Source organism: Rhizobium sp. CF122 (genome assembly GCF_000282035.1).
In the GTDB taxonomy this organism is placed as follows: domain Bacteria; phylum Pseudomonadota; class Alphaproteobacteria; order Rhizobiales; family Rhizobiaceae; genus Rhizobium.
Window position 1 is genome coordinate 47,513 of the sequence record NZ_AKKA01000107.1, and the last position, 24,063, is coordinate 71,575.

General features: G+C 58.4%; 23 protein-coding genes and 3 pseudogenes. 13 read left to right on the forward strand and 13 right to left on the reverse strand.

Annotation, left to right across the window (positions count from 1 at the left end; translation table 11 throughout):
- Positions 1 to 71: 71 nt before the first annotated feature.
- The 5 genes from PMI09_RS25955 (at position 72) to PMI09_RS25975 (ending at position 6,481) form a co-directional block, all read left to right on the forward strand.
- Positions 72 to 2,405, forward strand: coding sequence for an alpha-L-rhamnosidase (locus tag PMI09_RS25955; protein ID WP_037084183.1), 2,334 nt, complete (start codon positions 72 to 74; stop codon positions 2,403 to 2,405).
- Between the two features lie 67 nt (positions 2,406 to 2,472).
- The gene (locus PMI09_RS25960) at positions 2,473 to 3,753 is read left to right on the forward strand and encodes an ABC transporter substrate-binding protein (protein ID WP_443216207.1); all 1,281 of its coding nucleotides are present in this window, start codon (positions 2,473 to 2,475) and stop codon (positions 3,751 to 3,753) included.
- Between the two features lie 59 nt (positions 3,754 to 3,812).
- Complete coding sequence (locus PMI09_RS25965) at positions 3,813 to 4,676, forward strand: carbohydrate ABC transporter permease (RefSeq protein WP_007801395.1); 864 nt, start codon at positions 3,813 to 3,815, stop codon at positions 4,674 to 4,676.
- Complete coding sequence (locus tag PMI09_RS25970) at positions 4,673 to 5,497, forward strand: carbohydrate ABC transporter permease (protein WP_007801396.1); 825 nt, start codon at positions 4,673 to 4,675, stop codon at positions 5,495 to 5,497. Before PMI09_RS25965 ends, PMI09_RS25970 begins: the two co-directional genes overlap by 4 nt.
- A gap of 3 nt (positions 5,498 to 5,500) precedes the next feature.
- Complete coding sequence (locus tag PMI09_RS25975) at positions 5,501 to 6,481, forward strand: ABC transporter ATP-binding protein (protein ID WP_007801397.1); 981 nt, start codon at positions 5,501 to 5,503, stop codon at positions 6,479 to 6,481.
- 329 nt (positions 6,482 to 6,810) lie between these two features.
- Here PMI09_RS25975 and PMI09_RS25980 read toward each other — a convergent pair whose 3' ends face one another.
- The 3 genes from PMI09_RS25980 to PMI09_RS25990 all read right to left on the reverse strand — a co-directional run bounded on the left by PMI09_RS25980 (position 6,811) and on the right by PMI09_RS25990 (position 8,615).
- Positions 6,811 to 7,488 (reverse strand): arginase family protein, encoded by a 678-nt coding sequence (locus tag PMI09_RS25980; RefSeq protein ID WP_007801398.1) that lies wholly within the window; start codon positions 7,486 to 7,488, stop codon positions 6,811 to 6,813.
- A gap of 307 nt (positions 7,489 to 7,795) precedes the next feature.
- Positions 7,796 to 8,284, reverse strand: coding sequence for an SRPBCC family protein (locus PMI09_RS25985; RefSeq protein ID WP_193385424.1), 489 nt, complete (start codon positions 8,282 to 8,284; stop codon positions 7,796 to 7,798).
- The gene (locus tag PMI09_RS25990) at positions 8,259 to 8,615 is read right to left on the reverse strand and encodes an ArsR/SmtB family transcription factor (protein WP_007801400.1); all 357 of its coding nucleotides are present in this window, start codon (positions 8,613 to 8,615) and stop codon (positions 8,259 to 8,261) included. Before PMI09_RS25990 ends, PMI09_RS25985 begins: the two co-directional genes overlap by 26 nt.
- 115 nt (positions 8,616 to 8,730) lie before the next feature.
- Between PMI09_RS25990 and PMI09_RS32685 the strand changes: the two are divergent.
- A pseudogene (locus tag PMI09_RS32685) lies at positions 8,731 to 8,880 on the forward strand (dihydrofolate reductase family protein); the annotation flags it as partial.
- On the opposite strand, the gene PMI09_RS32890 reads toward PMI09_RS32685, so the two are convergent.
- Complete coding sequence (locus PMI09_RS32890) at positions 8,873 to 9,220, reverse strand: tyrosine-type recombinase/integrase (protein WP_007801401.1); 348 nt, start codon at positions 9,218 to 9,220, stop codon at positions 8,873 to 8,875. The pseudogene PMI09_RS32685 and the gene PMI09_RS32890 overlap by 8 nt on opposite strands.
- Positions 9,221 to 9,505: 285 nt before the next feature.
- On the opposite strand from PMI09_RS32890, the gene PMI09_RS25995 reads away from it, so the two are divergent.
- Both PMI09_RS25995 and PMI09_RS26000 read left to right on the forward strand, forming a co-directional pair.
- Complete coding sequence (locus PMI09_RS25995; protein WP_007801402.1) at positions 9,506 to 9,868, forward strand: ArsR/SmtB family transcription factor; 363 nt, start codon at positions 9,506 to 9,508, stop codon at positions 9,866 to 9,868.
- On the forward strand, positions 9,849 to 10,340 hold the full coding sequence (locus PMI09_RS26000) for an SRPBCC family protein (protein WP_007801403.1): 492 nt from the start codon (positions 9,849 to 9,851) through the stop codon (positions 10,338 to 10,340). Before PMI09_RS25995 ends, PMI09_RS26000 begins: the two co-directional genes overlap by 20 nt.
- Before the next feature lie 267 nt (positions 10,341 to 10,607).
- On the opposite strand, the gene PMI09_RS26005 is transcribed toward PMI09_RS26000, so the two are convergent.
- The 3 genes from PMI09_RS26005 to PMI09_RS26015 form a co-directional block, all read right to left on the reverse strand.
- Entirely contained in the window at positions 10,608 to 10,919 is a 312-nt protein-coding gene (locus tag PMI09_RS26005) for a putative quinol monooxygenase (RefSeq protein ID WP_007801404.1), read from the reverse strand.
- A gap of 2 nt (positions 10,920 to 10,921) precedes the next feature.
- A complete protein-coding gene (locus tag PMI09_RS26010; RefSeq protein ID WP_007801405.1) occupies positions 10,922 to 11,695 on the reverse strand; it encodes an SDR family oxidoreductase in 774 nt (257 codons plus the stop codon).
- A 95-nt stretch (positions 11,696 to 11,790) separates the two neighbouring features.
- Positions 11,791 to 12,768: an aldo/keto reductase gene (locus PMI09_RS26015; RefSeq protein ID WP_007801406.1), complete on the reverse strand. Its 978-nt coding sequence runs from the start codon at positions 12,766 to 12,768 to the stop codon at positions 11,791 to 11,793.
- 99 nt (positions 12,769 to 12,867) lie between these two features.
- On the opposite strand from PMI09_RS26015, the gene PMI09_RS26020 reads away from it, so the two are divergent.
- Positions 12,868 to 13,767 carry a LysR family transcriptional regulator gene (locus PMI09_RS26020; protein WP_007801407.1) on the forward strand — a complete coding sequence of 300 codons (900 nt, stop codon included), beginning with the start codon at positions 12,868 to 12,870 and terminating at the stop codon, positions 13,765 to 13,767.
- A 330-nt stretch (positions 13,768 to 14,097) separates the two neighbouring features.
- On the opposite strand, the gene PMI09_RS26025 is transcribed toward PMI09_RS26020, so the two are convergent.
- Positions 14,098 to 15,006: a DUF1003 domain-containing protein gene (locus PMI09_RS26025; RefSeq protein ID WP_007801408.1), complete on the reverse strand. Its 909-nt coding sequence runs from the start codon at positions 15,004 to 15,006 to the stop codon at positions 14,098 to 14,100.
- A gap of 247 nt (positions 15,007 to 15,253) precedes the next feature.
- Here PMI09_RS26025 and PMI09_RS32425 point away from each other — a divergent pair.
- Together PMI09_RS32425 and PMI09_RS26035 are read left to right on the forward strand one after the other, a co-directional pair.
- A pseudogene (locus PMI09_RS32425) lies at positions 15,254 to 15,361 on the forward strand (IS110 family transposase); the annotation flags it as partial.
- A 412-nt stretch (positions 15,362 to 15,773) separates the two neighbouring features.
- On the forward strand, positions 15,774 to 16,583 hold the full coding sequence (locus PMI09_RS26035; protein ID WP_037084171.1) for a hypothetical protein: 810 nt from the start codon (positions 15,774 to 15,776) through the stop codon (positions 16,581 to 16,583).
- A 580-nt stretch (positions 16,584 to 17,163) separates the two neighbouring features.
- Here PMI09_RS26035 and PMI09_RS26040 read toward each other — a convergent pair.
- The 5 genes and pseudogenes from PMI09_RS26040 to PMI09_RS26060 form a co-directional block, all read right to left on the reverse strand.
- Positions 17,164 to 17,982 carry a GNAT family N-acetyltransferase gene (locus PMI09_RS26040; protein WP_007801412.1) on the reverse strand — a complete coding sequence of 273 codons (819 nt, stop codon included), beginning with the start codon at positions 17,980 to 17,982 and terminating at the stop codon, positions 17,164 to 17,166.
- Positions 17,983 to 18,071: 89 nt separating this feature from the next.
- Complete coding sequence (locus tag PMI09_RS26045; RefSeq protein WP_007801413.1) at positions 18,072 to 18,923, reverse strand: alpha/beta fold hydrolase; 852 nt, start codon at positions 18,921 to 18,923, stop codon at positions 18,072 to 18,074.
- Between the two features lie 12 nt (positions 18,924 to 18,935).
- Positions 18,936 to 19,402, reverse strand: a pseudogene (locus PMI09_RS26050) (nuclear transport factor 2 family protein).
- A gap of 2 nt (positions 19,403 to 19,404) precedes the next feature.
- Complete coding sequence (locus PMI09_RS26055; protein WP_007801415.1) at positions 19,405 to 20,028, reverse strand: pyridoxamine 5'-phosphate oxidase family protein; 624 nt, start codon at positions 20,026 to 20,028, stop codon at positions 19,405 to 19,407.
- A 96-nt stretch (positions 20,029 to 20,124) separates the two neighbouring features.
- Entirely contained in the window at positions 20,125 to 21,099 is a 975-nt protein-coding gene (locus tag PMI09_RS26060) for an alpha/beta fold hydrolase (RefSeq protein ID WP_007801416.1), read from the reverse strand.
- 411 nt (positions 21,100 to 21,510) lie between these two features.
- On the opposite strand from PMI09_RS26060, the gene PMI09_RS26065 reads away from it, so the two are divergent.
- Both PMI09_RS26065 and PMI09_RS26070 read left to right on the forward strand, forming a co-directional pair.
- Positions 21,511 to 23,421 carry a PAS domain-containing sensor histidine kinase gene (locus tag PMI09_RS26065; RefSeq protein WP_007801417.1) on the forward strand — a complete coding sequence of 637 codons (1,911 nt, stop codon included), beginning with the start codon at positions 21,511 to 21,513 and terminating at the stop codon, positions 23,419 to 23,421.
- Complete coding sequence (locus PMI09_RS26070) at positions 23,411 to 24,034, forward strand: response regulator transcription factor (protein ID WP_007801418.1); 624 nt, start codon at positions 23,411 to 23,413, stop codon at positions 24,032 to 24,034. Before PMI09_RS26065 ends, PMI09_RS26070 begins: the two co-directional genes overlap by 11 nt.
- Positions 24,035 to 24,063 lie beyond the last annotated feature (29 nt).

Sequence of the window (24,063 nt, forward strand, 5' to 3'; positions counted from 1 at the left end):
TGATATACATAGAACGATATACACAAGGATATTTAGTCCGCCGGAGGACAGGCGGTTGAGGAGGTTGCATGATGAAGATTGTCTCGGACCACGGCGTCGCCGTGGCCAACAGCCTTGCGGGCTCACAGTTCCAGTTTACCGCATCGATGATTGCGCCCTCATGCGATGGCGGGCAGGCGACCGCAGGCACGTTCATTTCCAGAGAATTTTCGCTGGAAGCTGTACCGGCCGGAGCGAAATTGCGCATTTCCGCGCTCGGGCTTTACCGTGCCTTCATCAATGGACACCGCGTGGGGGACGATCTCCTGACGCCTGGTTGGACCTGCTACGATGACCGGATCGCATTTCAGGCCTATGATGTCACGGATCTGCTCAAGTCGGGCCGCAATCGCATCGAGATCTGGCTGGGTGACGGTTGGTACCGGAGCCAGCTCATGTGGGCGTCCAATCCGATATTTAACTGCTGGGGCGAGCGAACGGCGGCGATTGCTGAATTGAGCGCAGCTGGAAAGCCGCTGGTAGCTACGGACGAGAGCTGGAAGAGCGGCTACACGCCAGTTATCCGCAACGGCATCTATTTCGGCGAGGATTACGACGCACGCATCGAACCGAAGGATGCCTACGGCGTGGAGGTGCTGGCCTTCGATAAGCAATTGCTGGTTCCGCACGAGACGAGGGCGGTCAAGGAGCTTGATGGGCGTTCCCCTGTCGAAAGCTGGGCCGAGACCGACGGGCGAACCGTTTATGATTTCGGCCAAAACGCCGGCGCCTACATCCGCATCCATGTAAAGGGAGAGGCGGGCGCGCAGATTCGTGTCGAGCATTCGGAAGTGCTCGGACCCGACAGGTTTTTTGACAATCGCAATTATCGCAGCGCACGTGCCGAGCTGCGCTACACGCTCAAGGGAGTAGACGAAGAGGTCTATGCACCGCTCTTTACTTTCATGGGCTTCCGATATGCTCGCATCACCGTGACAGGTCGGGCGGAACTGGTGGCCATCACCATGATCCCTGTTACATCCGTGCCAGTAAGCACGGGCGGCTTTACCTCAGGCATTGCTGCGGTCAATCGCCTCGTCGAGAACACCATCTGGTCGCACCGCTCGAATTTCATCGAGGTTCCGACGGATTGCCCGCAGCGCGACGAACGGCTCGGCTGGACGGGCGATGCGCAAGTCTTTGCCGGCACGGCTTGCTGGCTTGCCGACAGCGGCTCATTCCTCGTCAAATATCTTCGCGACGTGGTGCACGACCAGCGCGCCGACGGCGCGGTTTCTCACTTTTCGCCTGACCCAACTCGGCTTCACCCAATCGACGGGCGCGGGGATTGGGCGGGGTCGACAGGCTGGGGCGACGCAATCGTCATCATCCCGTGGCAACTCTACCTGCATTATGGCGACGCCTCTGTTCTCGAGGAATGCTTCCCGGCCATGCTGCGTTGGCTGGACTATCTCTGGGGCATTTCCGACGGACCGATTATCCGTCCTCCCGCGGTTTGGGGGGATCATGGTTTCACCTTTGGCGACTGGCTGCAGCCGGTCGGCGACAACCGCAAGCCGCGTCCGACGGTGGCGGACGATTGTGCCGCGACGCTCTACCATTTCATTTCGACGCAATTGACCGCAAAGATTGCCCGCACAATCGGGAAGGGCACCGAAGCGGCGCGTCTTGATGCGCGCGCGGGTGAAATCAGATCGGCCTTCAAGCACGAATTCTTTTCGCCATCCGGTCGCATAGCGCATAACGATCAGACCTCCTGGGCTTTGGCGTTCCTCTACGGTCTCGTACCGCCGGAGTATGAAGAGGCCGGTCGTGAATATTTCCGCCGGGTCTCGGAAGAGACCGATGGCGTCATCGGCACGGGTTTCATTGGAACACCCGCCGTGCTGCCCGCCCTTACGCGTCTTGGGATGATGGACCTGGCGGAGAAGATGTTTCTGAACCGCAAGGTCCCCGGCTGGCTGTATCAGGTGGAGCACGGTGCAACCTCGATTTGGGAGCGATGGGATGCACTCGCCGAAGACGGCACGATCTACGATCCTGACATGAACAGCTATAACCACTATGCCTACGGCGCTGTGTGCCAATGGCTCTTCGAAGATGTCGCCGGCATAAAGCCGCTGGAAGACAAGCCAGGCTTCGAGGAGATAGCCTTCGATCCCGCAATTCTTCCGGCGCTCTCGCCGGTTTCGGCCTGGCACGACACTCGCTTCGGACGCATCGAGGCCGGATGGAGTGTGGAGGGGAGCGCCGTCACCTGCCTCCTTTCCTTGCCAGAAGGCGTGACTGCGCGTCTTAAGGGCAGGGAGGATCGCGATGCGCTGACTGCGCACGGTGAACTGGTCGCGCCGGGCCAGGAGGTCAGGCTCGGCAAGGGAGAGCACACCATCACGTTTTCGATTTGATAGAAACGCTTGCGGGCTTTGCCCGCAAGCCAGCAGCCCAAATCATTCCGGTCTTCAGGAGGAGGAAATGACTATGAGAATGACGAAGTGCAGCATCCTTGCCGCAAGCATCATGTCGCTGGCCACTGGCGTTGCTCACGCCGATGTAACGCTCAGCATCCTGATCGATACCAATCCCGAAACGATCGCCTCATTCGATGCCGTCTCGAAGGCCTATAGGGAAAAGCATCCGGATGTGAGCTTTGACGTGGAGCAGCGTGCTGGAGGATCGGAAGGAGACAACATCATCAAGACACGTCTCGCGACGGGCGAGATGGCCGACATCTTTCAGTACAATGGCGGTTCGCTTTTTCAGGCACTGAAGCCGCAAGAGACGCTGGCAGATCTCTCTGACCTCCCATCGCAGGCTGGAATCCTCGACAGCTTCAAGAAAGTGGTCACCAGTCCCGATGGACACGTGCGTGGAACGCCGTTTGGCCCGGCCATGGGTGGCGGCATTTTCTACAACCGAAAGATCTATGCAGAGCTCGGCCTCACGCCACCTAAGACATGGGCGGAGTTCATGGCCAACAATGAGAAAATCAAGGCCGCCGGCAAGGTGGCCGTAGCGCAGACGTATGGCACCACTTGGACTTCGCAGCTCTTCGTCCTTGCCGACTATTTCAATGTCCAGGCGGAGGTTCCGAATTTTGCTTCCGACTATACCGCCAACAAGGTCAAGTATGCGAACACGCCGGCTGCCATGCGCGGCTTCGAGCACCTTGAGGAGGTTGCGAAAGCCGGCCTGCTCAATGCTGATTTCGGTGCTGCGACGTTCGACGACGGAATGCGAATGGTAGCCACAGGTGAGGCTGCACACTATCCCAATCTGACCTTCGGCATCGGCAACATTCAACAGAACTTTCCTGACAATTTGAGAGATCTTGGCTTCTTCGCTCAACCCGGCACCGATGCGGCAAAGAACGGGCTGACGGTGTGGATGCCTTCTGCGTTTTATGTTTCGGCAAAGTCAGAGCATGTCGAGGAAGCCAAGAAGTTTCTCGACTGGATCGGCACCAAGGAGGCGTGTGATCTCATGGCAAAGGCTGTTCCCTCTGGCCCGTATCTGGTCAAGGGTTGCGAGCTCCCGAAGGACATTCCGCCGGTCGTTTCTGACATGTTGCCCTATTTCGAAATTGAAGGACGCGCCGCGCCTGCGCTGGAGTTTCTTTCGCCGGTAAAGGGGCCGGCGCTCGAGCAGATCACGGTTGAAGTCGGAACGGGAATTCGGTCCGCCAACGACGCAGCAGCTCTCTACGACCAGGACGTCGAAAAGCAGGCCAAGCAGCTCGGCCTGCCCAACTGGTAGTAACCTCCCAGCCAATCCCCACCCGGTGCTCGTCCGGGTGGGGTGCTCAAGGAGCCCCCATGGTTACGCGCAGATCGCCTTACCCCTACTGGTTCGTCCTGCCAGCGGCTGTGATTTTCACCGTCCTTTTTCTGGCGCCGACGATTGCCTCTTTCTGGTTCAGCCTCACCCGGTGGGACCTCTTCACCACGCAGTTCATTGGTCTGGAAAATTACCGGCAGTTTTTCCGTGAACCGTTCCTGGTCCAGGGCCTCGTCAATACTGTCATCTACGCGGTGCTGACATCAGGCGCGAAGACCGTACTTGGCTTGCTTCTGGCAGTGCTGTTGACATCAGGTCTGTGGGCACAGGGCTTCCTGCGCACAGTCATTTTCTTTCCAGTTCTTGTGTCGACCATCGGCGTCGGCATCACCTTTTCCATGCTCATGCACCCCACCCGGGGTCTTATCAATGTGGCGCTTGCCGCCGTGGGCATTCATGGTCCTGGCTGGCTGACGGATCCGGCACTGGCGCTCTATTCCATCGTCTTCGTCGATCTCTGGAAAGGCATAGGGCTCGCCACGGTCATCTATATCGCCGGGCTCGCATCCATCAGTCCGGACTACTATGAGGCGGCCAGAATCGATGGCGCCACCGGCCGTCAGATGTTCTTCCGTGTGACCATCCCATTGGTGAAGCCCGCAACTGTTACGGTCGTGACGCTATCGCTGATCGGCGGACTGCGCAGCTTCGATCTGATCTGGGCAATGACCCGCGGCGGACCTGGCTTTTCCTCAGATGTTCTGGCGAGCGTCATCTACAAGCAGTACCAGGCGGGCTTCTACGGGCTGTCGACGGCCGGAAACGTCATCTTGTTCGTCCTTATCGGACTGATCGTTTTGCCCCTCACAGCTTGGTTCAATCGCAAAGAGGTGGATCTGTGAAGCGTCGCCAACTTTACACAGGGGTCGTAGCCCTTGCCGCTTCGGGCGTGGTCTTCGTCCTCCCCTTCCTGTTCATCTTCATTACAGCCGCCAAGACAAAGCAGGACGCGGCGTCGTTGAGGTTCAGCCTGCCTGTTGAATGGCGCCTCTGGGAAAACTTCATCGAGGTGCTCCAGGCCCGCAACTACATGCTGCTGCTGGCCTACTTCAATTCAACCGTTATCACGGTGGTTGCGGTCACGCTTCTCGTGCTGTTCGGTGCAATGGTGGGATACGTTCTGCAACGCCGCCCCTCGCGTTGGAATACGGTGATCTATGGTTGCGTTCTAGCGGGGCTGATGATCCCGCCCGCAGTCGTGCCGACCATCTGGGTGCTGCAGTCGCTTGGCCTTTTCAAGTCGATCTCAGGTATGATCCTGATCCAGGTCGCTTATGGCCTCGCATTTACGGTGCTGCTGTTTAGAAGCTTCATCGCGACGATACCGCGCGATCTCGATGAAGCGGCGATCATTGACGGCGCCAAACCGCTCCAGATTTTCTTCCGGGTCGTCCTCCCGCTATTGAAGCCGGTGACCGTCACCGTCATCGTCGTGCAGTCCATCGCCATCTTCAACGACTTCACGAATCCGCTTTACTACCTGCCGGGCCGGGAAAACGTAACGGTCCAGCTCACCCTCTATAATTTCCAGGGGCAGTTCCAGACCCAATTCAACCTCTTGTTCATGAACATCCTGCTGGTGACCATTCCGCCTCTCATCGTTTTTGTGTTCTTCAACCGGCAGATCGTGGCGGGGATGACCGCCGGCGCAGTGAAAGGATAGGCCATGACCAGCGTCGTGCTTGACAATGTCCGCAAGAGCTTCGGTAGCCTGGATGTGATGAAGGGCGTCGATCTCACGATCGATGCGGGGGAATTCTGCGTCTTCGTCGGTCCTTCAGGTTGCGGAAAATCGACTTTGCTGAGGATCATTTCAGGACTTGAGACGTCGAGCTCGGGAAAGGTATTCATCGACGGCAAGGACGTTACCGATGCCGAGCCCTCCCAGCGCGGCATCGCCATGGTCTTCCAGTCCTATGCCCTTTATCCTCATCTGACCGTGGCGGAGAATATCGGCTTCGGCCTGTCGCTTGCCAAACGGCCCAAGGCTGAGATCGCGGAAAAGGTCAAGCAGACCGCCGACATTCTTCAGCTTTCCCATCTGTTGGATCGAAAGCCCAAGGCGCTTTCGGGGGGACAACGGCAGCGCGTCGCAATCGGTCGCGCCATCATCCGCAATCCAAAGGTCTTCTTGTTCGATGAGCCCTTGTCAAACCTCGACGCTTCGTTGCGGGCGCAGATGCGTATGGAGCTGACTGAGCTGCACGCCAAACTTGGCGCAACGATGATCTATGTAACGCACGATCAGGTCGAGGCGATGACCATGGCCGACAAGATTGTCGTGCTCAACGGCGGAACGATCGAGCAAGTCGGAACACCGATGGCTCTCTACAACAATCCGGCCACGCCGTTCGTTGCAGGCTTCATCGGCTCGCCCAAGATGAACCTCTTCGAGGGTGAGGCGGCCAAGCGTGAGAGCTGCAAGACCTATGGCATCCGTCCTGAGCACATTTCGCTTTCCACGACGGATGGAAAGTGGCACGGCGTCGTGCGGCACATTGAAAGGCTGGGCGCGGACACGGTTGTCCATCTTGACTTACCGGAACTCCCGTCGCTTGTCGTACGTACGGAAGGCGATCGTTCGATTTCGGTGGGCCAAACGCTGTTCGCCTCACCGTTCAAAAGCAAGGAGCACAGGTTCTCCTAAAATGGCGAAGAGCGGTAACCGGTGTCTTGCTCCCACGTTGTCCTGTCGCGTTGATCGGTGATCCGCTTTCCATGGACGAGCAAAGGGCGTTTCTCCATGGAGAGTACGTTGGAGGTTCTCACGATCGGGGAAGAACGGGCATGAGGTTCGCCGGCAGTGGCCGGATGAGGTCAAAGCGCAGTGACCGTCGATCCTGATCTTGGTCAACCGTTGCAATCGGGCGGGGTCCATATACGTCCACACATGGCGCATTGCTGAAGAGCAGTTGGTCGCCTGTCGGCCCGAACCGGAGCACTCCCTCTGCTTTTGGGCCCAAAACTGCCGTTCACTCAGTTAGGGCCAATCGTCAAAACTGGCTCCATGGCATCGAGTAGAGCGCTCGGCGATACCGGCGGGCCGTCAGCCTTCCACGAGTTCTGGAACTCCGCAATTTCTATACCGACGAAGTGGTGTTCTGCGATCACCTTGCAGCAGACGCGCAGATCATCCAGCGACAAGCCGCCTTCGTGTTCGTAGTCTGTCGGCACAATGCCCGGCTCCAAAACATCGCAGTCGAGGTGGGCATAGACGGAACGGCCAGCGATAGCGGTCCTAAGCTCGATGGCGAGATCGACACCTGGCTTGATGTGCGGAATACCATGTTTCGCGATCAGATTCAGCTCGTAAGGATCAAGGTCACGCTGACCGACGAGAACGACCTGGTCCAAGCTCAAACCTGCACCAAGCCCCGAATCCCAAAGGCCGAGCGGTCCCGCAAACGCCAGACCGCCGAGATATCCGGTAGTGCTAGCCTCTGGTGGGTTTAGATCGCCATGTGAATCGAACCACACAATGCAGGCCGAGGGATGATGCTTCGCGACGGCGGGGAGTGTCGCCAGCGAGACAGCGCACCGGCTGGTGGCGGCGATCGATACCGCGCCTCCAGCCAACACCTCTTCGATCCGAAACTGCACCTCTTTGAGCGAGGGCAGGGCCGCATCTAGCTCTTCGCGCCACCCGGTATTCAAGGCGGGCTCTGGGGTACCGATCACTGTGGGACAAATGCCGGTTCGGCGTTGCAATTCGTCGCCGATCGCTTTCGCACCCGGCGGAACACAGTGTACTCCGCTTTTCTTGCCACCGCTCGCAACCTTGCAATTTAGTTGCTACACGTTTAGCTGGTTTCTTCGCGGAAAGCGAGAATGTCCGCCCATGGCACGAAGCCGCCCAGGCGTTCGCCGGATTTAGCCCGTTGAAGTCATTGCGCCTTCGGTGGAGCCCACAACAACATCAAACGGAGAAATGCGCGGGCGCACGGCGCTGATTGGCCAACGCTCAGCCGTCCAGCCAGGCTGCGAGGCCATCCAGCGTCTGCAGCCCGTATTCGACCGCGCCGAAGCCGATGACGACCTGACGCCGCTCGGAGCTGGGATGGAGCTGGCGCATTGTCAGGACCGTCTTGCCGTTGGCCTGCTCATCGAAGGTCACCGTAGTGCGGAAACGGTCGGGGTCGGCGGGATCGGGCGTGCCATAGTCCATCACGATCCGCTCGTTTGGCACGATCTCCAGAAAGCGCATGAGGTTCGGGAAGCGCTGCTCATGGCCCTCGAACACGCCCACCATGTCGAACCGCCAGACCCCACCCTCGCGGATATCGGCCTCGTGGCTCTCTATTCTAAGGCCGGCCGGACCGTACCATTCGGCTAGCGCCCTGGGGTCCATCCAGGCGGCAAAGACCTTGTCGCGTGGGTGATGCAGCAGCTTCACCAGCACGATTTCTCGATTAAGCGACCAAGCGTCAAACAGGTTTGCCATCTTCATCATCCTCCTCTTCCGTCTTGTCCAAGTAGACTTCCAGCCCATCCAACCGCTCGGCCCAGCGCCGGCGCTCCGCTTCCATCCAGTCCGCCGCCTCGTCGAACCGCGCCTGCACCAGCCGGCACCAGCGGCTGCGCCCGCGCTTCTCGCTGGCGATCAGCCCGCAATCTTCCAGCACCTTGAGATGCTGGGCGAAGGAGGGCAGCGCCATGTTGAAAGGCTCGGCCAGGGTGCTGACCGGCAACTCGCCCTCGACCAGCCGCGACACCACAGCGCGGCGGGTCGGATCGCTGAGGGCGTGAAAGGCGAGGTCGAGGGGAGTTGAATGGTAAGGCATACGCCTTAGTAAATTGAGTCGAGGGCACCGGTCAAGGATAAAAAGGCACTTGCCTTAGTGTTCATCCCTGAATGTAGGGGCGGTTATGGTGCAACCACTCGCAAGGAGGACTGCACTGGCAGTTCGTGTTGATCTCAATATCTCACTCGATGGTTTCGCGACAACGACGGACCAGACGGCCGAAGTCCCGTTCGGCGAGGACTGGCCGCGTCTCGTCGGCGCATATGCTGTAACGCGAACGGTCCGTGAGCGCGTGTTCAAGGATAGGCACTGCTATCTAGGCCAATGCTGGCGACCCATCTATGGACGATACGGGCGTACTGCCTTGTGGACAGATGCTCCGATCTCTCGCGACGACTCGGAAAAAAGTAGCTACCTCCGCACCTGCGGACAAACGGGAGCCACGCCACCGATGCAATCTTTGTCTGCTCTGTGACCTCGAATTGCACTGACCGCTTTGTTTTCTTCTGAATGATGGTCGCGCGATCTCGAGTTGAGCTTCCCGACCACGGGTCTTCGACCCGCAGCCTAACGAGATCGCACGCACGAAGCTTGCTGTCGATGGCGAGATTGAAGAGGGTTAGCTCACGGATCGCCCCGCTCATTTCAAGGCGAACGCGGATCGACCAGACATTTTAAGGAGTGGCGGCTTTTGACCGACAAGGACGCCCTTGTTCCACGGATGCCGGGTACACATTACGACGGTTTCCATGACGAAGTCTCCGCCACACCTCCCGCCGCAACGTCCCTAATGGACGGGTGAAAGATATCACAATCGTCGCCTCGCCGCCCACGGCGGACGTTTGGAAGGTCTGCTGCTCGCCGATCACCTGGCGGCCGATCTCGGCCCCCTTGCATGACGCCGATCCGTGTGCTAGACACTGAACTAGATGGTTCAGTTTTCGACAGCTCGCCTTGATGCCTCCTTTGCCGCGCTCTCGGACGCCACTCGACGCGGCGTTCTGGAGCAGCTCGGGAGTGCGGATGCTTCGATCACGGAGCTTGCAGAGAAGTTCCACATGACCCTCACGGGCATGAAGAAGCACGTCGGCGTCTTGGAGCAGGCGGGGCTGGTTACGACGGAGAAGGTCGGGCGTGTGCGGACCTGCAGGCTCGGCCTGCGCGGGCTCGAGGAAGAGGCGGCCTGGATCGAAGCGCGCCGCCAGATCTGGAACGCACGCTTCGACGCGCTGGACGAAGTCGTCGAGGCCCTAAAACGGAAGGAGAAAGTCGATGGGTGGCAGAGGGAGTAACGGCCGCACGGCCGTCGAACGGAGGTCCGAGTGCGAACTCGTCGTGACACGCACCTTCAACGGCCCGGTTCGCCTCGTGTTCGACGCGTGGACCAAGCCCGAGTTGTTTAAGCTGTGGTGGGCGCCAAAGTCGTGCGGCGTCCCCCTGCTTTCCTGCGAGATGGATGTTCGCACCGGGGGCAGCTATCGCATCGCGTTCGGACATGACGCCTCGGACTCCATGGCCTTCTTCGGCAAGTATCTCGAAGTGTCGCCGCCTTCGCGCCTCGTCTGGACCAATGACGAAAGCGATGACGCCGCCGTCACCACGGTGACCTTCGAGGAAGAGGACGGCAGGACGCTGCTGGTCCTGCAAGAACTCTATCCCTCGAAGGAAGCGCTCGACGAGGCTTTCGTCGGCATGGAAGACGCGATGCCCGAGCAGTTCGAGCAGTTGGATGAACTTCTCATCACCCTGGGCGCGAGCGTGTGACAGCCCCGCCTTCAACTCAATCGGCCATGGGACGAAGCAGGGAATTGGCGCAGCGTGACTGCTTCCTGAAGGGCGCTATTCGAGGCCAGTTTGGTTTCCGCTTCCGGCCCAAAGCGGACTTCGGACAGAAGATGAACGAGGGGTCTCCCAAAGCTTATCGTGGTATCGGTAGCTCTTCCATTTAGTCAACCTCCCCTCGATCTCAGACTTGTTGATGGCAAAGATTTCATTTCGGCACCTATCGGCCTTGGAGCTCTGGCGGGCCAATCAATCACTGACGCGTGTGCTCAGGGTGATCGAAGGGCCGAAGGTCAGAAGGGGACCCAGGTCTTTCATGACCTGGGCGACATGAGGATTGGCGGCATGCGCGTCCACGGCGTCCTGGTTCGTCCATCCGTCGAGGATGAAGAACGTGTTGGGATCGTCGATCTTCTGGTGAAGGTCGTAGTAGATGCATCCCTCCTCCATCCGTGCCGGCTCCACGAACATGAGGATCAGTTCCCGGACCCGTTCGCGGTTGGCGCTCTCGCAACGGAGTTCGCAGATGATGTGGCGCTCCTCGGATTTCTTCGCGTCCATGGTCAGTTCCTGCCCGCGTAGACGCGCGTCATGCCACCGTCGACGACGAGGTCGATCCCGGTGATGTACTTGCTGGAATTGGACGCCAGGAAAACGAGGGCGTCGGCGATGTCCTCGGCGGTACCGACGCGGCCGGCCGGGATTTCCGTCGCGACGCGGGTGGCGTAGGCCGCGATATCGTCGTCGCTGAGCTTCTGGACGTGGCTGTAGCCTTCGGTCGGCACCACGCCGGGGCTGATCGTGTTGACGCGAATCCTGCGGTGCTTGAGATCGGTGGTCCAGCTCCGCGCGAGCGAACGGACCGCAGCCTTCGTCGAGGCGTAGACGGCGAAACCGGGCAGGCCCATGTCGGCCGTGATCGAGGCGTTGAGCACAACCGACGCGCCGTCGCGGAGAACCGGGAGAAGGCTCTGCACCGTCAGGACGACGCCCTTGATGTTGACGCTCAGTTCCCGGTCGATCTGTTCCTCGGTGAGTTCCTCCAGCGGTGTCGCGTGTCCGCCGCCGGCGTTGGCGAACAGGATGTCGAGCTGGCCGTGGACGGACTTGATGGTGTCTGCCACCCGCAGCATATCCGCCTTGTTGGCGGCGTCGGCCTGGATCGCCTTGGCCGAAGAACCGAGTTCGCCGACGGCGCGATCCAGCTCCGCCTGACGGCGGCCGGTGATGTAGACGACGGCACCTTCCTTGATCAGCTTCTTCGCCGCACCGAATCCAAGTCCGGTACTTCCTCCGGTGACGAGGGCGACGCGGCCCTTGAGTGACTGCACTTCCATGGCGATGTTCCTTGATGACGTGCGGACCCGTTCTGCGCGCCGTCTTCTTGCGGCGCGCAGTTTCGATGTCCTGACTGGTTGAAGCGGGGAGGCTGTTAGCGGTTGATCGTCGCCTGCTGGGCGGCGTTGTACCGCGAGCCCACGACCTCGATCTTGGACAGGGCCTCCTTGATTCTGGAAAGGTCGTCGGCGGTCAGCTCGACCGCGACCGATCCGGCGTTTTCCTCGAGACGATGCAGCTTGGTGGTGCCGGGGATCGGGACGATCCATGGCTTCTGCGCGAGGAGCCATGCGATGGCGACCTGGGCGCGCGTTGCCTTGCGGCCGTCGGCGATCTCGCCCACCACGTTCACCAGCGCCTGGTTGGCGGTACGGGCGTCCGCCTCAAAGCGCGGAAGCGTGTTGCGGATGTCGCCCTCGGGGAAGGACGTGCCTTCGTTGATGGCACCCGTCAGGAAGCCTTTGCCGAGGGGAGAGAACGGCACGAAGCCGATGCCGAGCTTCTCGAGAAGCGGGATGATCGCCTCCTCGGGCTCGCGGGTCCAAAGCGAATACTCGCTCTGAAGGGCGGTCAGCGGCTGGACGGCGTGGGCGCGGCTGATCATCTCGACGCCGGCTTCCGACATTCCGAAGTGCTTGACCTTGCCTTCGGCGATCAGGTCCTTGACTGTTCCGGCAACATCCTCGATCGGCACGTTCGGGTCGACGCGGTGCTGGTAGAACAGGTCGATGACATCAGTTCGGAGACGCCTCAGCGACTGCTCCGCAACGAGACGAATGCGGGCCGGGCTGCTGTCGAGACCGTCCTTCGGCCTGCCGTTCTTGAAACCGAACTTTGTAGCGACGACTACCTGGTCGCGGAACGGCTGAACGGCTTCGCCCACCATCTCTTCGTTCGCAGCGCCGTAGGCTTCTGCGGAGTCGAAGAACGTGACGCCTTTGTCGTAGGCGGCGCGGATGAGAGCAACCGCGTCAGAGGTGTCCGTCGCCGGACCGTAGCCGAAGGTGAGGCCCATACAGCCCAGACCGATGGCGGAGACTTCCAGGCCGTTACCGAGTGTGCGCTTCTTCATGATCGTTCCTTTCGTGATCTGATGAAGCGAATATAGACCGTGGCCAGTTCCTCCGTTAGCTGCTATTGAGCGTATACCGTTATAAGCAGGACTAATATCGTGGCGCGTGACAACATCCAGGACATTGCCGCTTTTCTGATCGTGGCGCGGGAGCGGAGCTTCACCCGCGCGGCGGCAAAGATCGGGGTGTCGCAGTCGGCGCTGAGCCAAACCCTGCGAGGTCTGGAAGAGCGGCTCGGCATCCGTCTGCTGACCCGGAACACGCGCGGCGTCTCCCCGACAGAGGCGGGCGAGCTGCTGCTCCAGTCGGTCGGACCGCACTTCGACGGGATCAACTCCGGGATCGCGGCCCTGAGCGGCCTCAAGGAGAAGCCTTCGGGGACGGTGAGGATCACCGCCGACCAGCATGCCGCAGAGGATGTGCTCTGGCCCGCCCTGGACCCGTTCCTTCCGGAGTTCCCCGACATCAAGGTCGAGATCGTCATCGACTACGGCCTCACGGACATCGTCGCCGAACAGTACGATGCGGGCGTCCGGATCGGTGAGGTGATCGCCAAGGACATGATCGCCGTTCCCATCGGACCGAACATGCGCATGATCGTCGTCGGCGCCCCGAGATATCTTGCAGCCCACGGCGTGCCGCATACCCCTCAGGAGCTGACGAACCACAACTGCATAAACCTCCGCCTTCCTACCTATGGGGGGCTTTATGCGTGGGAGTTCGAGAAGGACGGCAGGGAGCTGAACGTCCGCGTCGAGGGCCAGCTCATGTTCAACAGCGTCGGCATGATCATCACGGCGGCACTCGCCGGGCACGGTCTGGCCTATGTCCCGGAAAACCGCGTCAGAGGCCACCTCGAGGAGAACCGGTTGACGGTGCTGCTCGACGATTATTGCCAGCCTTTCTCAGGCTACCACCTTTACTACCCTAGCCGCCGTCAGTTGACGCCCGCGTTCACCGCGGTCGTCAATGCACTCCGTTACCGCCACTCGCAGTAGCGCGACCGTAGCTTTGACGACAGAAGAGGGTTCATATGCACGGAGAATTGCGGCAATCAGAACTTTTGAATGACCGCTGTTGGCGCTTCGCAGACGAGACGTTCGTGGGCATTCGGCCGACGCGAACAAGCGGAAATCGGGATTTCACACGCCCTTGACGAACAGACGCCGCTGAGGCGTCTCCGACTCCACCACGAATCCTTCACGCCGCTACTAAAACGCCCAAGTTGTTGAATCCTGCGTGGGAATTCATGGGCGGCTCTTTCATAGGTTCGATATGCGGCGCCCAACATGCTGGGTTAACCGTCCAGGCTGGACCGGCTACTCTTCCTATTCGTCGGTCTCGTCCGCCTTGGGCGTGGTGCTGAAGAGGTTCTTGAGCGCATTGGTCTTGGATTTTTGCGCCTTGCTCATCTTCAACGCGCGAGTGGCGGCCTTGGCCTGTTCCAACATCATTTCGATCTGGATCTGCTGGATCTCGGTCAGTCGTTCCCACTGCCGGTTCAACAGGTGATCGACCTTTTCATGCAGGTGCCGGATTTCCAGCTCGGCCTTGAGATTGACCTTATAGTCGTTAAGCGCCCGCAACCGATCCTTTGCTTCCTGGCGGCGCTGGCTCATCATGATGATCGGCGCCTGCAGGGCGGCAATGGTCGAAAGGATAAGGTTTAGCAGGATGAAAGGATAGACGTCGAAAGCTTCCTTCTCGCCAAGCACCACGTTGATACCCATCCAGACGGCGAGGAACAAGCAGAAGGAGATGATGAAGCTCCAGCTTCCGCCGAAGACTGCGACGACATCGGCAACACGATCGCCGAGTGAACGGTGTTCCTCGTAGTCCTCCTCGATGTTTTCGGCGAGCGTGTCGTGGCTCTTCAGGCTCTCGACGACTTCGTCCTCAAGGTTGGAGAGCTCGCCGCGTTCGTCGCGCAGCAGTTCGGCAATGTACTGGCCGCGATAGTCATCGACCACCTTGCGACTGATGTAGTCGTCCGAGCGGAGGCCGGGGTGTTTCTGCCGCACGAAATCTGCGAGCGAGGGGCGCATATCGTCAAAATGGATCGCATCCTTCTTCTTCAGTGCGGCGCCCGTGATCGCGTCCACCAGCTTGACTGACTTTGCCTTGGCCTGAGCCAGGCTCTTGGTATAGTCATCCATCTCGACGGTCGCGGCCTCTCCGTGCCCGGCGTCGAAATCGACGATTTCTCCTGCGAAATCCAGGGGCTTCTCTTCTGCCATCTGCTGATCCTCGTTCCCGATTCGCCCATCTAGCCATCGATTCGAACAGGATTGTGACATTCATCTCCGCGCAAATTTAGGGGCCCGATGGTTGCTCCAGCTGAGATCGAAAAGACAGCCCGCCTTTAAAGACGCATAGCGGATGGTCTTTCGCTCTATTCGTTTTCGATTCCTGGGCAATGGCAGGAATGGCGCCGCCACGGCGTTGCGGCTAGCAAATGCCACCACGCGTCTGATGAAAACGAAGGGACGGCGGCGAGCCATCGTCGCTGTTGCCCGCAAAATTGCCGTCGTGCTCCATCCCATGTGGGTCGATGGTACCGAGTTCCGGTTCGGATCGGAGGCTGCAGCATGATTTAACACAGCCCTCGAAACCGATCCCGGCAGGATCGTCCCATGCGGACGACGGGATGGATAAAGCCGTTTGTGTCCGCTGCGCTTCGAGCGCGTCCCAAAGAGGCTTTCCAGACCCTGATCCCATGCATGCGTGCAGCGGCTCCAAACGCAAAGGGGCCAATAGACTGCGAAGAGAAGCGTGACCCGCGTGAACGATCAGGCCAACGACGATCAAAAAAGTGCTTGACCCAAATGCCCGATTAGAGAAGCGGACGCTCGTTGGCCGCGCCTTTCGAGCCGACTTATTTTTGCGTCGTATGTTGCAGCCATGCACTTGCGCCGACATACGGACTCTTTCATCGTCCTTGCAGCATGCGACCTGGGGTGTCCTGCATGGCTCCGCCGGTTTTAGAACAACTGCAGGTAGGAGCATGACTGTGGCATCAGGTTCACTAAAATCCTTGAGTTACGCCGTCCTTCTGACCTCCGTAGCCGCATCGGCTCATGCCCAATCCAGCGAAGAATTGGCGAAGAAGCTCTCAAACCCAATTGCCTCGCTGATTAGTGTTCCATTCCAATTCAACTACGACCAAGGCTACGGACCGCAGGATGGCGACCATGCTACTCTGAATATCCAACCTGTAATTCCGTTCTCGCTAAATGAAGACTGGAACCTGATTTCGCGCACAATCCTGCCTGTGACCTGGCAAGATGATATCGCTGGACCGTCGGGAGAGCAGTTTGGCCTCGGTGACACGCTGCAGAGTTTCTTCCTGTCGCCTGCCAAACCAACCGAAAATGGAATCATCTGGGGCGTTGGCCCGGTGTTCCTGCTTCCCACAGCAACCGACGAGTTCCTCGGAAGCGGAAAGTGGGGCGCTGGTCCAACCGGCGTTGCTCTGAAGCAAGACGGGCCATGGACCTTCGGAATACTGGCCAACCACGTATGGTCGTTCGCGGGGCAGAGCGACCGGGCTGACGTCAGTTCGACATTCCTGCAACCCTTCATCTCTTATACGACGCACGAGGCATGGACGTTCTCGTTGAACACCGAGAGTACATACGACTGGGAAAATGATGAGTGGTCAATCCCGATTAACTTTCAGGTCTCAAAGGTGGTGAAGTTCGGCGAACAGCCCGTGAGCTTTGGCGTAGGCGCGCGTTACTGGGCGGATTCGCCGGAGAATGGGCCGGACGGCTGGGGAGTCCGGGCGGTGGTCACATTCTTGTTTCCGAAATAGGATGTCGGCGACGGCTCAGCCTTTTTCTGACTAGCCTTCACCGGAAAGTTCCTCGCGCGATCAGCCATGTGCACCACACCGAGAACAGGAACACAACGGCCATGGTCCACATGGGATAATCAAGTTCGGCCAACAAGAAACCGAATCCTGTCCCGCATACTGCTCCCAAGGCAGCCAGAAAAACTCGAGCCCTCATGCCCCACCATCTCGACCTGTGCGTCTCGCGCACCGTCGAGGGCGCAGCACCAACCCGCACCGCAATCGACTTGTGGCCGAGCCCTTGCTCAAATCTGTTATCTCAGAATCTCGCGGACACGCCGCATCTTTAGTCTCTCCGCTGGCATCCCGTTCCTTCCTCTCAGGCAACTGAAAGGACGAACGTCTCACCAGCAGGACACCCCGACAAACAGCCCACTCAGGGGGCGACATCATCTCGGAACAAGGGGGCGGTTAATTCTCGGAATTGGGGGGCGGCATCATTTCGGAATGCGGGGGCGGATTGCCTCGGAATCCGTAGCAAGCGCGGCAACTGGAAAGAAAGCGACAACTCGAGGCGCAGACCTATGGTGTCTAACGTCCCTTATGAAGCATCCGAAAACCGGTAGTTCATCCTTGTGTAAATCTGTTCGAATCCAGTCGCGATCAGATTGGCGTGAGAGATGTTCGGGTCGTTTGCCGTCGGTTGCGCGGTTTCAACGACAAATGATTTAACTCCCTGAGTGGCGCCCTCGTTCAGGCGCGCGGTGATGAGGGCCTTCTGAGCTCCTCGATTGCGAAACTCGGGAATCGTTGCGCCACCACCAAGCCACGCCCAGCCATTTGACGCATACATTGCGCCGGTCGCAATTGCTTTTCCTTTCAGCTCGGCAAAGAAACAGGTCCAGCCTTCCTTGCCGACGATTGCTGACCAAAGTGGCATCAGGTTCGCTGGAAAGTTAAATCCGGCGCACATCATTGAACCGAAAATCTTGGCTTCGGCGACATTGACCTGTTGGGTGCTGATATCTCCAGTGTGGGTAAGGGGCGTGATAGGAGCGGCTCGTCGTAGCTTTGCCCACCCGTTACCTTCAGGGAGAAGCCCCTTTTTCCGTATCCAATCGCGCGTTTGCTGAGGAGCCGCGTCAGGGTTTACTTGCAAAAATCGGCGGCCTGCCTTCTTGCTCATCCACGCGTAGGCGGTGTCGAGGTCGTCGAGTTCTGCTATGCCGAGGATACGATTGAGACCGATGGCAGGCGCACTGGGCAGCGATATTGCGCAGCCTGCACCCAATTGCATACAGCAAAACGCAGCCTGGTCTGCGAGCGTCTGAGGAGCGATCATGAACAGATCGATAAATGCTCTCGCTTCGATGACATCTTCTTCAGGCACGGCGAGGCGCGATGCTGACGGATGATCCATGGCAGCGTCCTTGAGCTATCGATAAGCCAAACAGACATCACCGCAGCGAGGTCGACCACGGGATAAGCAGGCTGAGGTTGCGGGCGGAGTTAGAGCAGGAAGTTCAAAATCGCGGTGGCGATATCAGACGAATGCGTTTCCAAGGCAAAATGGCCCGTATCGAGGAACCTGACTTCGGCATTCGGCAGATCCCGTTTGAAGGCTTCTGCACCGGCGGGCTGAAAGAATGGGTCCTTGTCGCCCCAGATTGCCAGGAATCTTGGCTGGTGCTGGCGAAAATATTCCTGAAACCTCGGATACATCGCCACGTTGCTCGCGTAATCGAGCGCAATGTCGAGCTGGATTTCTTCCGCATCCGGACGTGCCATGTAGACGGCATCGAGCGAATAGCCATCAGGCGACACCTTCGACAGATCCGAAACGCCATGTTCGTATTGCCAGCGTATGGCGGCAGGTTTCATGATCTCGCGCAGGGCATCCCGGTTGGCCTCCGTCGGCTCGGACCAATATCGCCTGATCGGGTTCCAGACCTCACTCAATCCCTCTTCATAGGCATTGCCATTCTGGGAAATGATGGCCGTTACGCGCTCCGGATACGCAATCGCAACGCGGAACCCGATGGGCGCTCCTATATCGAAAGCGTAGAGGGTAAACCTTTCGATCTTCAAAACCTCGATGAACCTCTGGATGACACCGGCGAGATTGTCGAAAGTGTAGGCGAAGTTTGCTCGTGCGGGCGCTTCCGACTGGCCGAACCCTGGTATGTCGGGTGCGATAAGGTGGAATCGATCGGCGAGCTGTGGGATGAGATCGCGAAACATGTGGCTTGAAGACGGAAAGCCGTGCAGCAACAATAGCGTCGGTTTCATCGGATCGCCCGCCTGTCGATAGAATATTTTATGACCGTCGATATCGATGCGGTGATAGGTCGGATGTCTCATCTTGTCCTCGCTTTAGAAGTCGAAATCGCTGAGGCCGGGATGGCCCTCCGGCCGGCGGCCGAGCGGCCAACGAAACCGGCGATCCTGGCTCTGGATTGGTGCGTCGTCGATGGAGGTGAAGCGCTTTCGCATGAGGCCATCGGCTCCAATTCCCGTTCGTTGCCATAAGACCGGAACCAGTTTCCGCTGTCGTCATGCCACTGATAGGCAAAGCGGACCGCGATGCGGTTGTCGCTAAAGGCCCAAAGCTTCTTGATCAGCCTGTATTCGAGCTCGCGTTGCCATTTCCGAGTGAGAAAGCTGACAATCGCTTCGCGGCCGTTTATGAATTCGGAACGGTTGCGCCGTTGGCTGTTCGGGGTGTAGGCCTGCGCCACCTTTTCGGGGTTGCGGCTATTCCAGCCATCCTCGGCAAGGGGCACCTTTTCCGTTGCGGAGGCGATCGAAAAGGGCGGCAGAGGCGGTCTTGTGGTGTCCATCATCATTCGCCAAGTGCCTTCAGCCGAGCGCGCAGTTCTGCATTCTCCGCTTCCAGTTGGGCCAAGCGCTCACGCAACGGCGTTACCGCTGTCTCAACTTCCTGCTCGGTGTAGCGAGGCGTAATATGCTGAGGGCAGTTCCAATCGAACGCTTCCAGCTTGAGCCGGAAAATCCGCTCGGCCTTTGCGCGGTAGCCGGCGTCGAAAACGAGGTTGGTCAGTGCGGGGTCGGCATCAAGCTTCAGCTTCTCGACGTGCATGTAGATCTTGAGACGCGCGCGTCGCGGATAATCCACCAGGAAGAGACAGGCCCGGTCGTTTGCGGCAAAGTTTCCCGTACTGATGTACTGGCGGTTCCCCCTGTAATCGGCGAAAGCCAGGGTTTTCCGGTCGACGGCTTTCAAAAAGCCTCGAGGCCCGCCGCGGTGCTGCACATAAGGCCAACCGGTTTCCGAGACTGATGCAATGTAGAAGCTGTCCCGTGCAGCGATGAAGGCAAGCTCGTTCTCGGTGAAACTATCCGACTCTCGATGGTGGTCACCCAACCAGATCTGATCCGCACCCATCTCGGCCCGTGCCAGCCGCACATTCGGAGTGATTGCAACTTCCAAAAAGTGGTACGGCATGGCTGATCTCCAAAATCCGGAATATTCATCTCGCTGTGCGGTGCGACCTTGGTTTGGCGGGCCCTCGGTCACACCGCCGGCGACCATGCATGATGGTCACTTCTTTGCGATGTTGCGATCGAGAAAATCGTTGATGAGCGGAGCAGCAATGTCCAACTTCTCTTCGAGCAGGAAGTGACCCGAATTCAGGATATGGATCTCGGCATCCGGTAAATCCTTGAGATACGGATGCGCGCCGGCCTCAGGAAAGATATAGTCGTTCTTGCCCCAGACGATCAGCGTGGGTGGTTTGCGCTCGCGAAAGAATCTTTGAAAGTCCGGGTAAAGGGGCACGTTGGTGCGGTAGTCATACAACATGTCGAGCTGTATATCCTTGTTGCCCGGACGGTCCAGGAGAGCCTGGTCGTGAACCCAGTTGTCGGGGCTTATGCGCGACACGTCTTCCATGCCGTCGGTATACTGGAATTTGGTGGTTTCAAGGGTGAGGAGGCCGGAAAGTGCCTCGCGGCTCTTGTCTGATCCGTCAGACCAGTAGGTCTTGATCGGGTCCCAGAATTCCTTCAGCCCTTCCTCATAGGCGTTGCCGTTCTGGATGATCAGGCCGCTGACCCGTTCCGGATGTTTCAGCGCCAGACGATAGCCGACGGGCGCGCCGTAATCCATGACATACATCGCGTAGCTTTTGGTCTCCAAATGACCCATCAGCTTATCGACGATGTCGGTGGCACCGGCAAACGTATAGGCGTACGTGCTGCGATCGGGAGAGGCGCTCTGCCCGTAGCCCGGATAGTCCGGCGCAATGACATGGTACCGGTCTGCAAGAAGCGGGATCAGATTTCGGAACATATGGGAGGACGTCGGAAAGCCGTGGAGCAGCAGCACGACCGGAGCGTCGGCCGGACCGGCTTCCCGATAGAAGATATCGAGGCCGTCGATTTTTGCGGTACGGTAGTGGACGGGAGCCGGAGCTTTGCGATCTTCCGTTGTGGCGTGCGCGGGAACCGCGCTTGCGATTGTCGGGGCAGTCATGCTGGCGGCCGCTAGCATCAGACATATGATCAAACTACGCATGATGGTCTCCCAATAATCGAGATGAAACAAAATTTGGCGTCGAATAGGGGCTGATCTGGCCATTCAGACCGCACATCAGCCGTCGCGATAGGCAGTGTCAGGCCGTCGCCCCCGGTCAGGAGGTTGCGGCAACATGGAATCTCGATGCACGTAAATGTCTGGTTTGAACGCAACGGTGGAACAGCCGACGTCGCGGTTCATCAAGGGCTTCGATGGTTAGGAGTAAGCGGGTTTGTGATCGCTCTCAATTGCGATCTAGGTCACGCGCAACTAGACGATGGCATTGCAGACGTAGACCTTGGTATATCGATTTGTCCTTACGCAACCCACAGAAATCCCGTAACTATTTCCCGCGGACGATAATGAGGCCGGGTCTTTGGGTTCCGTCTCAAACTCTGCACGGAGAGTGTTGTGGATAGAGAGCCGGAAACCGATCCCATCATCGATCTGATCCCCGCAATGGTGTGGTCGGCAACATCGGATGGCATGCTGGATTTCGCCAACCAGCACTTTCTCGACTTTATCGGGGCGCCGCTCGAGGAAATCTCCGGAGAGAGATTCTATGGGATATTCCATCCCGACGACACGTCGCGTCTCGCTTCCGAATGGCATGAGATCATGGCTTCCAAAAATGCGAGGGAGGTTGAGGGCAGGCTCAGGCGCGCCGACCGCCACTATCGTTGGTGCACGCTTCGACAAAAGCCTCGGCTCGATGGCGAAGGAAATGTCATGAGATGGTATGGTGTGGTCCTTGATATCGAAGACCGCAAGCAGGCCGAAAATGCGCTGAAAGAGACGAAGACGGCACTTGCCGCCAGCGAAGAGAATCTGAGCCTCATCATCAATTCATTGCCTGTACTCGTATGGTCAGCACGACCGGATGGCAGCGCCGATTTCGTCAATCAAAGCTGGTTGGATTATGCAGGTCGTCCTGCCGACCAAATCCTCGAATGGGGCTTCCTCGACCTTTACCACCCAGATGATATTCCAGGTATGGTCGACATCTGGAAGAGAGATCTCGAACATTCCGACCATACCGTTCTGAAGGGTCGTATTCGCGGAGCGGACGGTAACTACCGCTGGTTCTATTTCTCAGGCCGCAAGCTGATCGATGCCAACGGCGTCGTGCGTTGGTTCGGCTGCAATATCGATATCGAGGATCTGCAAGCCGCAGAGAATGCGCTAAGAGAAAGCGAAACTGCGCTCAGAGAAAGCGAACACAAGCTCAGTCTTATCATCAATACGATACCGGCGATGGCTTGGTCCTGTACTTCGGATGGCCGGCTTGAATACTTTAATCGAAACCTGATCGATTATGTCGGCCTACCCGTCGAGGAAATCGTAGGGTTCGGCTTTTATCGAATGTTTCATCCCGATGATGTCGAGCCGATGCGTGTGGCCTGGAACGATATCGTCGCCACGAAAAAAAGTCGTCCGGTGGACGCTCGCATCAGACGTGCGGATGGCGAATATCGATGGTTCAACCTCCGACAAAGCCCCCTTCTGGATATGGATGGGAATGTCGTGCGGTGGTACGGCGTCGTCGTCGATATAGAGGATCGCAAGCGGGCGGAAGAGTCCTTGAGACAAAGCCAGAGCAACCTGGCGCATGTGACGCGTATGACAGCCACGGGTGAACTTGCCGTTTCGATCGCCCATGAGGTAAATCAGCCACTAATGGCAATCGTCACAAATGCCGGCACGTGCCTGCGCTGGCTGCAACCGGGACACACCGATATCGAGCAGGCCCGGCTCGCGGCCGAGAGGATCGTCAAGGATGGTCATCGCGCCGGCGACATCATCGCGAGTATCCGGGCAATGGCTCAGAAGTCACCAGCCCGGATGGAGCAAACTGATTTGAAGGGCGCCTTGCATCACGTGCTGGATCTTTTGAGAGGGGAACTTCGTCATCGAGATATCGAACTCGATCTCGATCTTCCGCAACGGTCTCTTGAGGTCATTGGAGATCGAACCCAGTTGCAACAAGTCGTTCTGAATTTGGTCATGAACAGCGCCGAAGCGATGGCCACTTCTTCAGGGGAAAGGCGTATCGGCATCAGATGCGCCGAGGGCGAGCACCAATTCGTGAAAGTGAGCGTCTCGGATACGGGGCGCGGCGTTTCTTCCGACGAGTTGGAGCGGATTTTCGAAGCGTTCTACAGCACAAAGGCAGATGGCATCGGGATGGGGCTTTCAATATGCCGTTCCATTGTCGAAGCCCATGGTGGCCGGATCTGGGCTTCGGCGGCAGACAGTCAGGTTGGCACGGTGTTCACGTTTACACTGCCGATGGCGGAGGTTACAGCCGCAGATGATCGATGATCGCAAAAGAGGCCCCCCGACCGTCATCATCATCGATGACGACGAAAGCGTCCGCGAAGCTTTAAAGGGATTGTTCGAATCCGTTGGTCTTGCCACCGAAACCCATGGCTCGGTGTCGGAGTTCCTTGTTGCGGATGATCCGCACCGGGCAGGTTGTATTGTTCTGGATATCCGTCTGCCAGGCCAGAGCGGTCTGGAGTTTCAAGAGGCGTTGGCGAAAAGCAGACATCCAAGGTCGGTGGTGCTGATCAGCGCCCATGTCGACGTCGCGATGGCTGTCCGCGCAATGAAAGCCGGCGCTATCGATGTTCTTACCAAGCCGGTGCGGGAGCAGGATTTGCTCGAAGCGGTGAACCGTGCTTTGGCAAGTGATAGCGCTCGACGTGAAGAGGCCAATCAAACGGCTGCATTGCGTCTGAGGTATTCCAAACTTACCGAGCGTGAGCGGCAGATTCTGGCATTGGTTGTCGCCGGAAAGCTGAACAAGCAGATTGCGGCTGAGGTCCAACTGGCGGAAGCCACCGTAAAGCTTCACCGCGGTCACATGATGCGGAAAATGCGCGCATCGTCAGTTGCAGATCTGGTTAGGATCGCGGGCATTCTGGAGCGCTAAAAGCGAACATTTGATGAATCGTTGTGCGA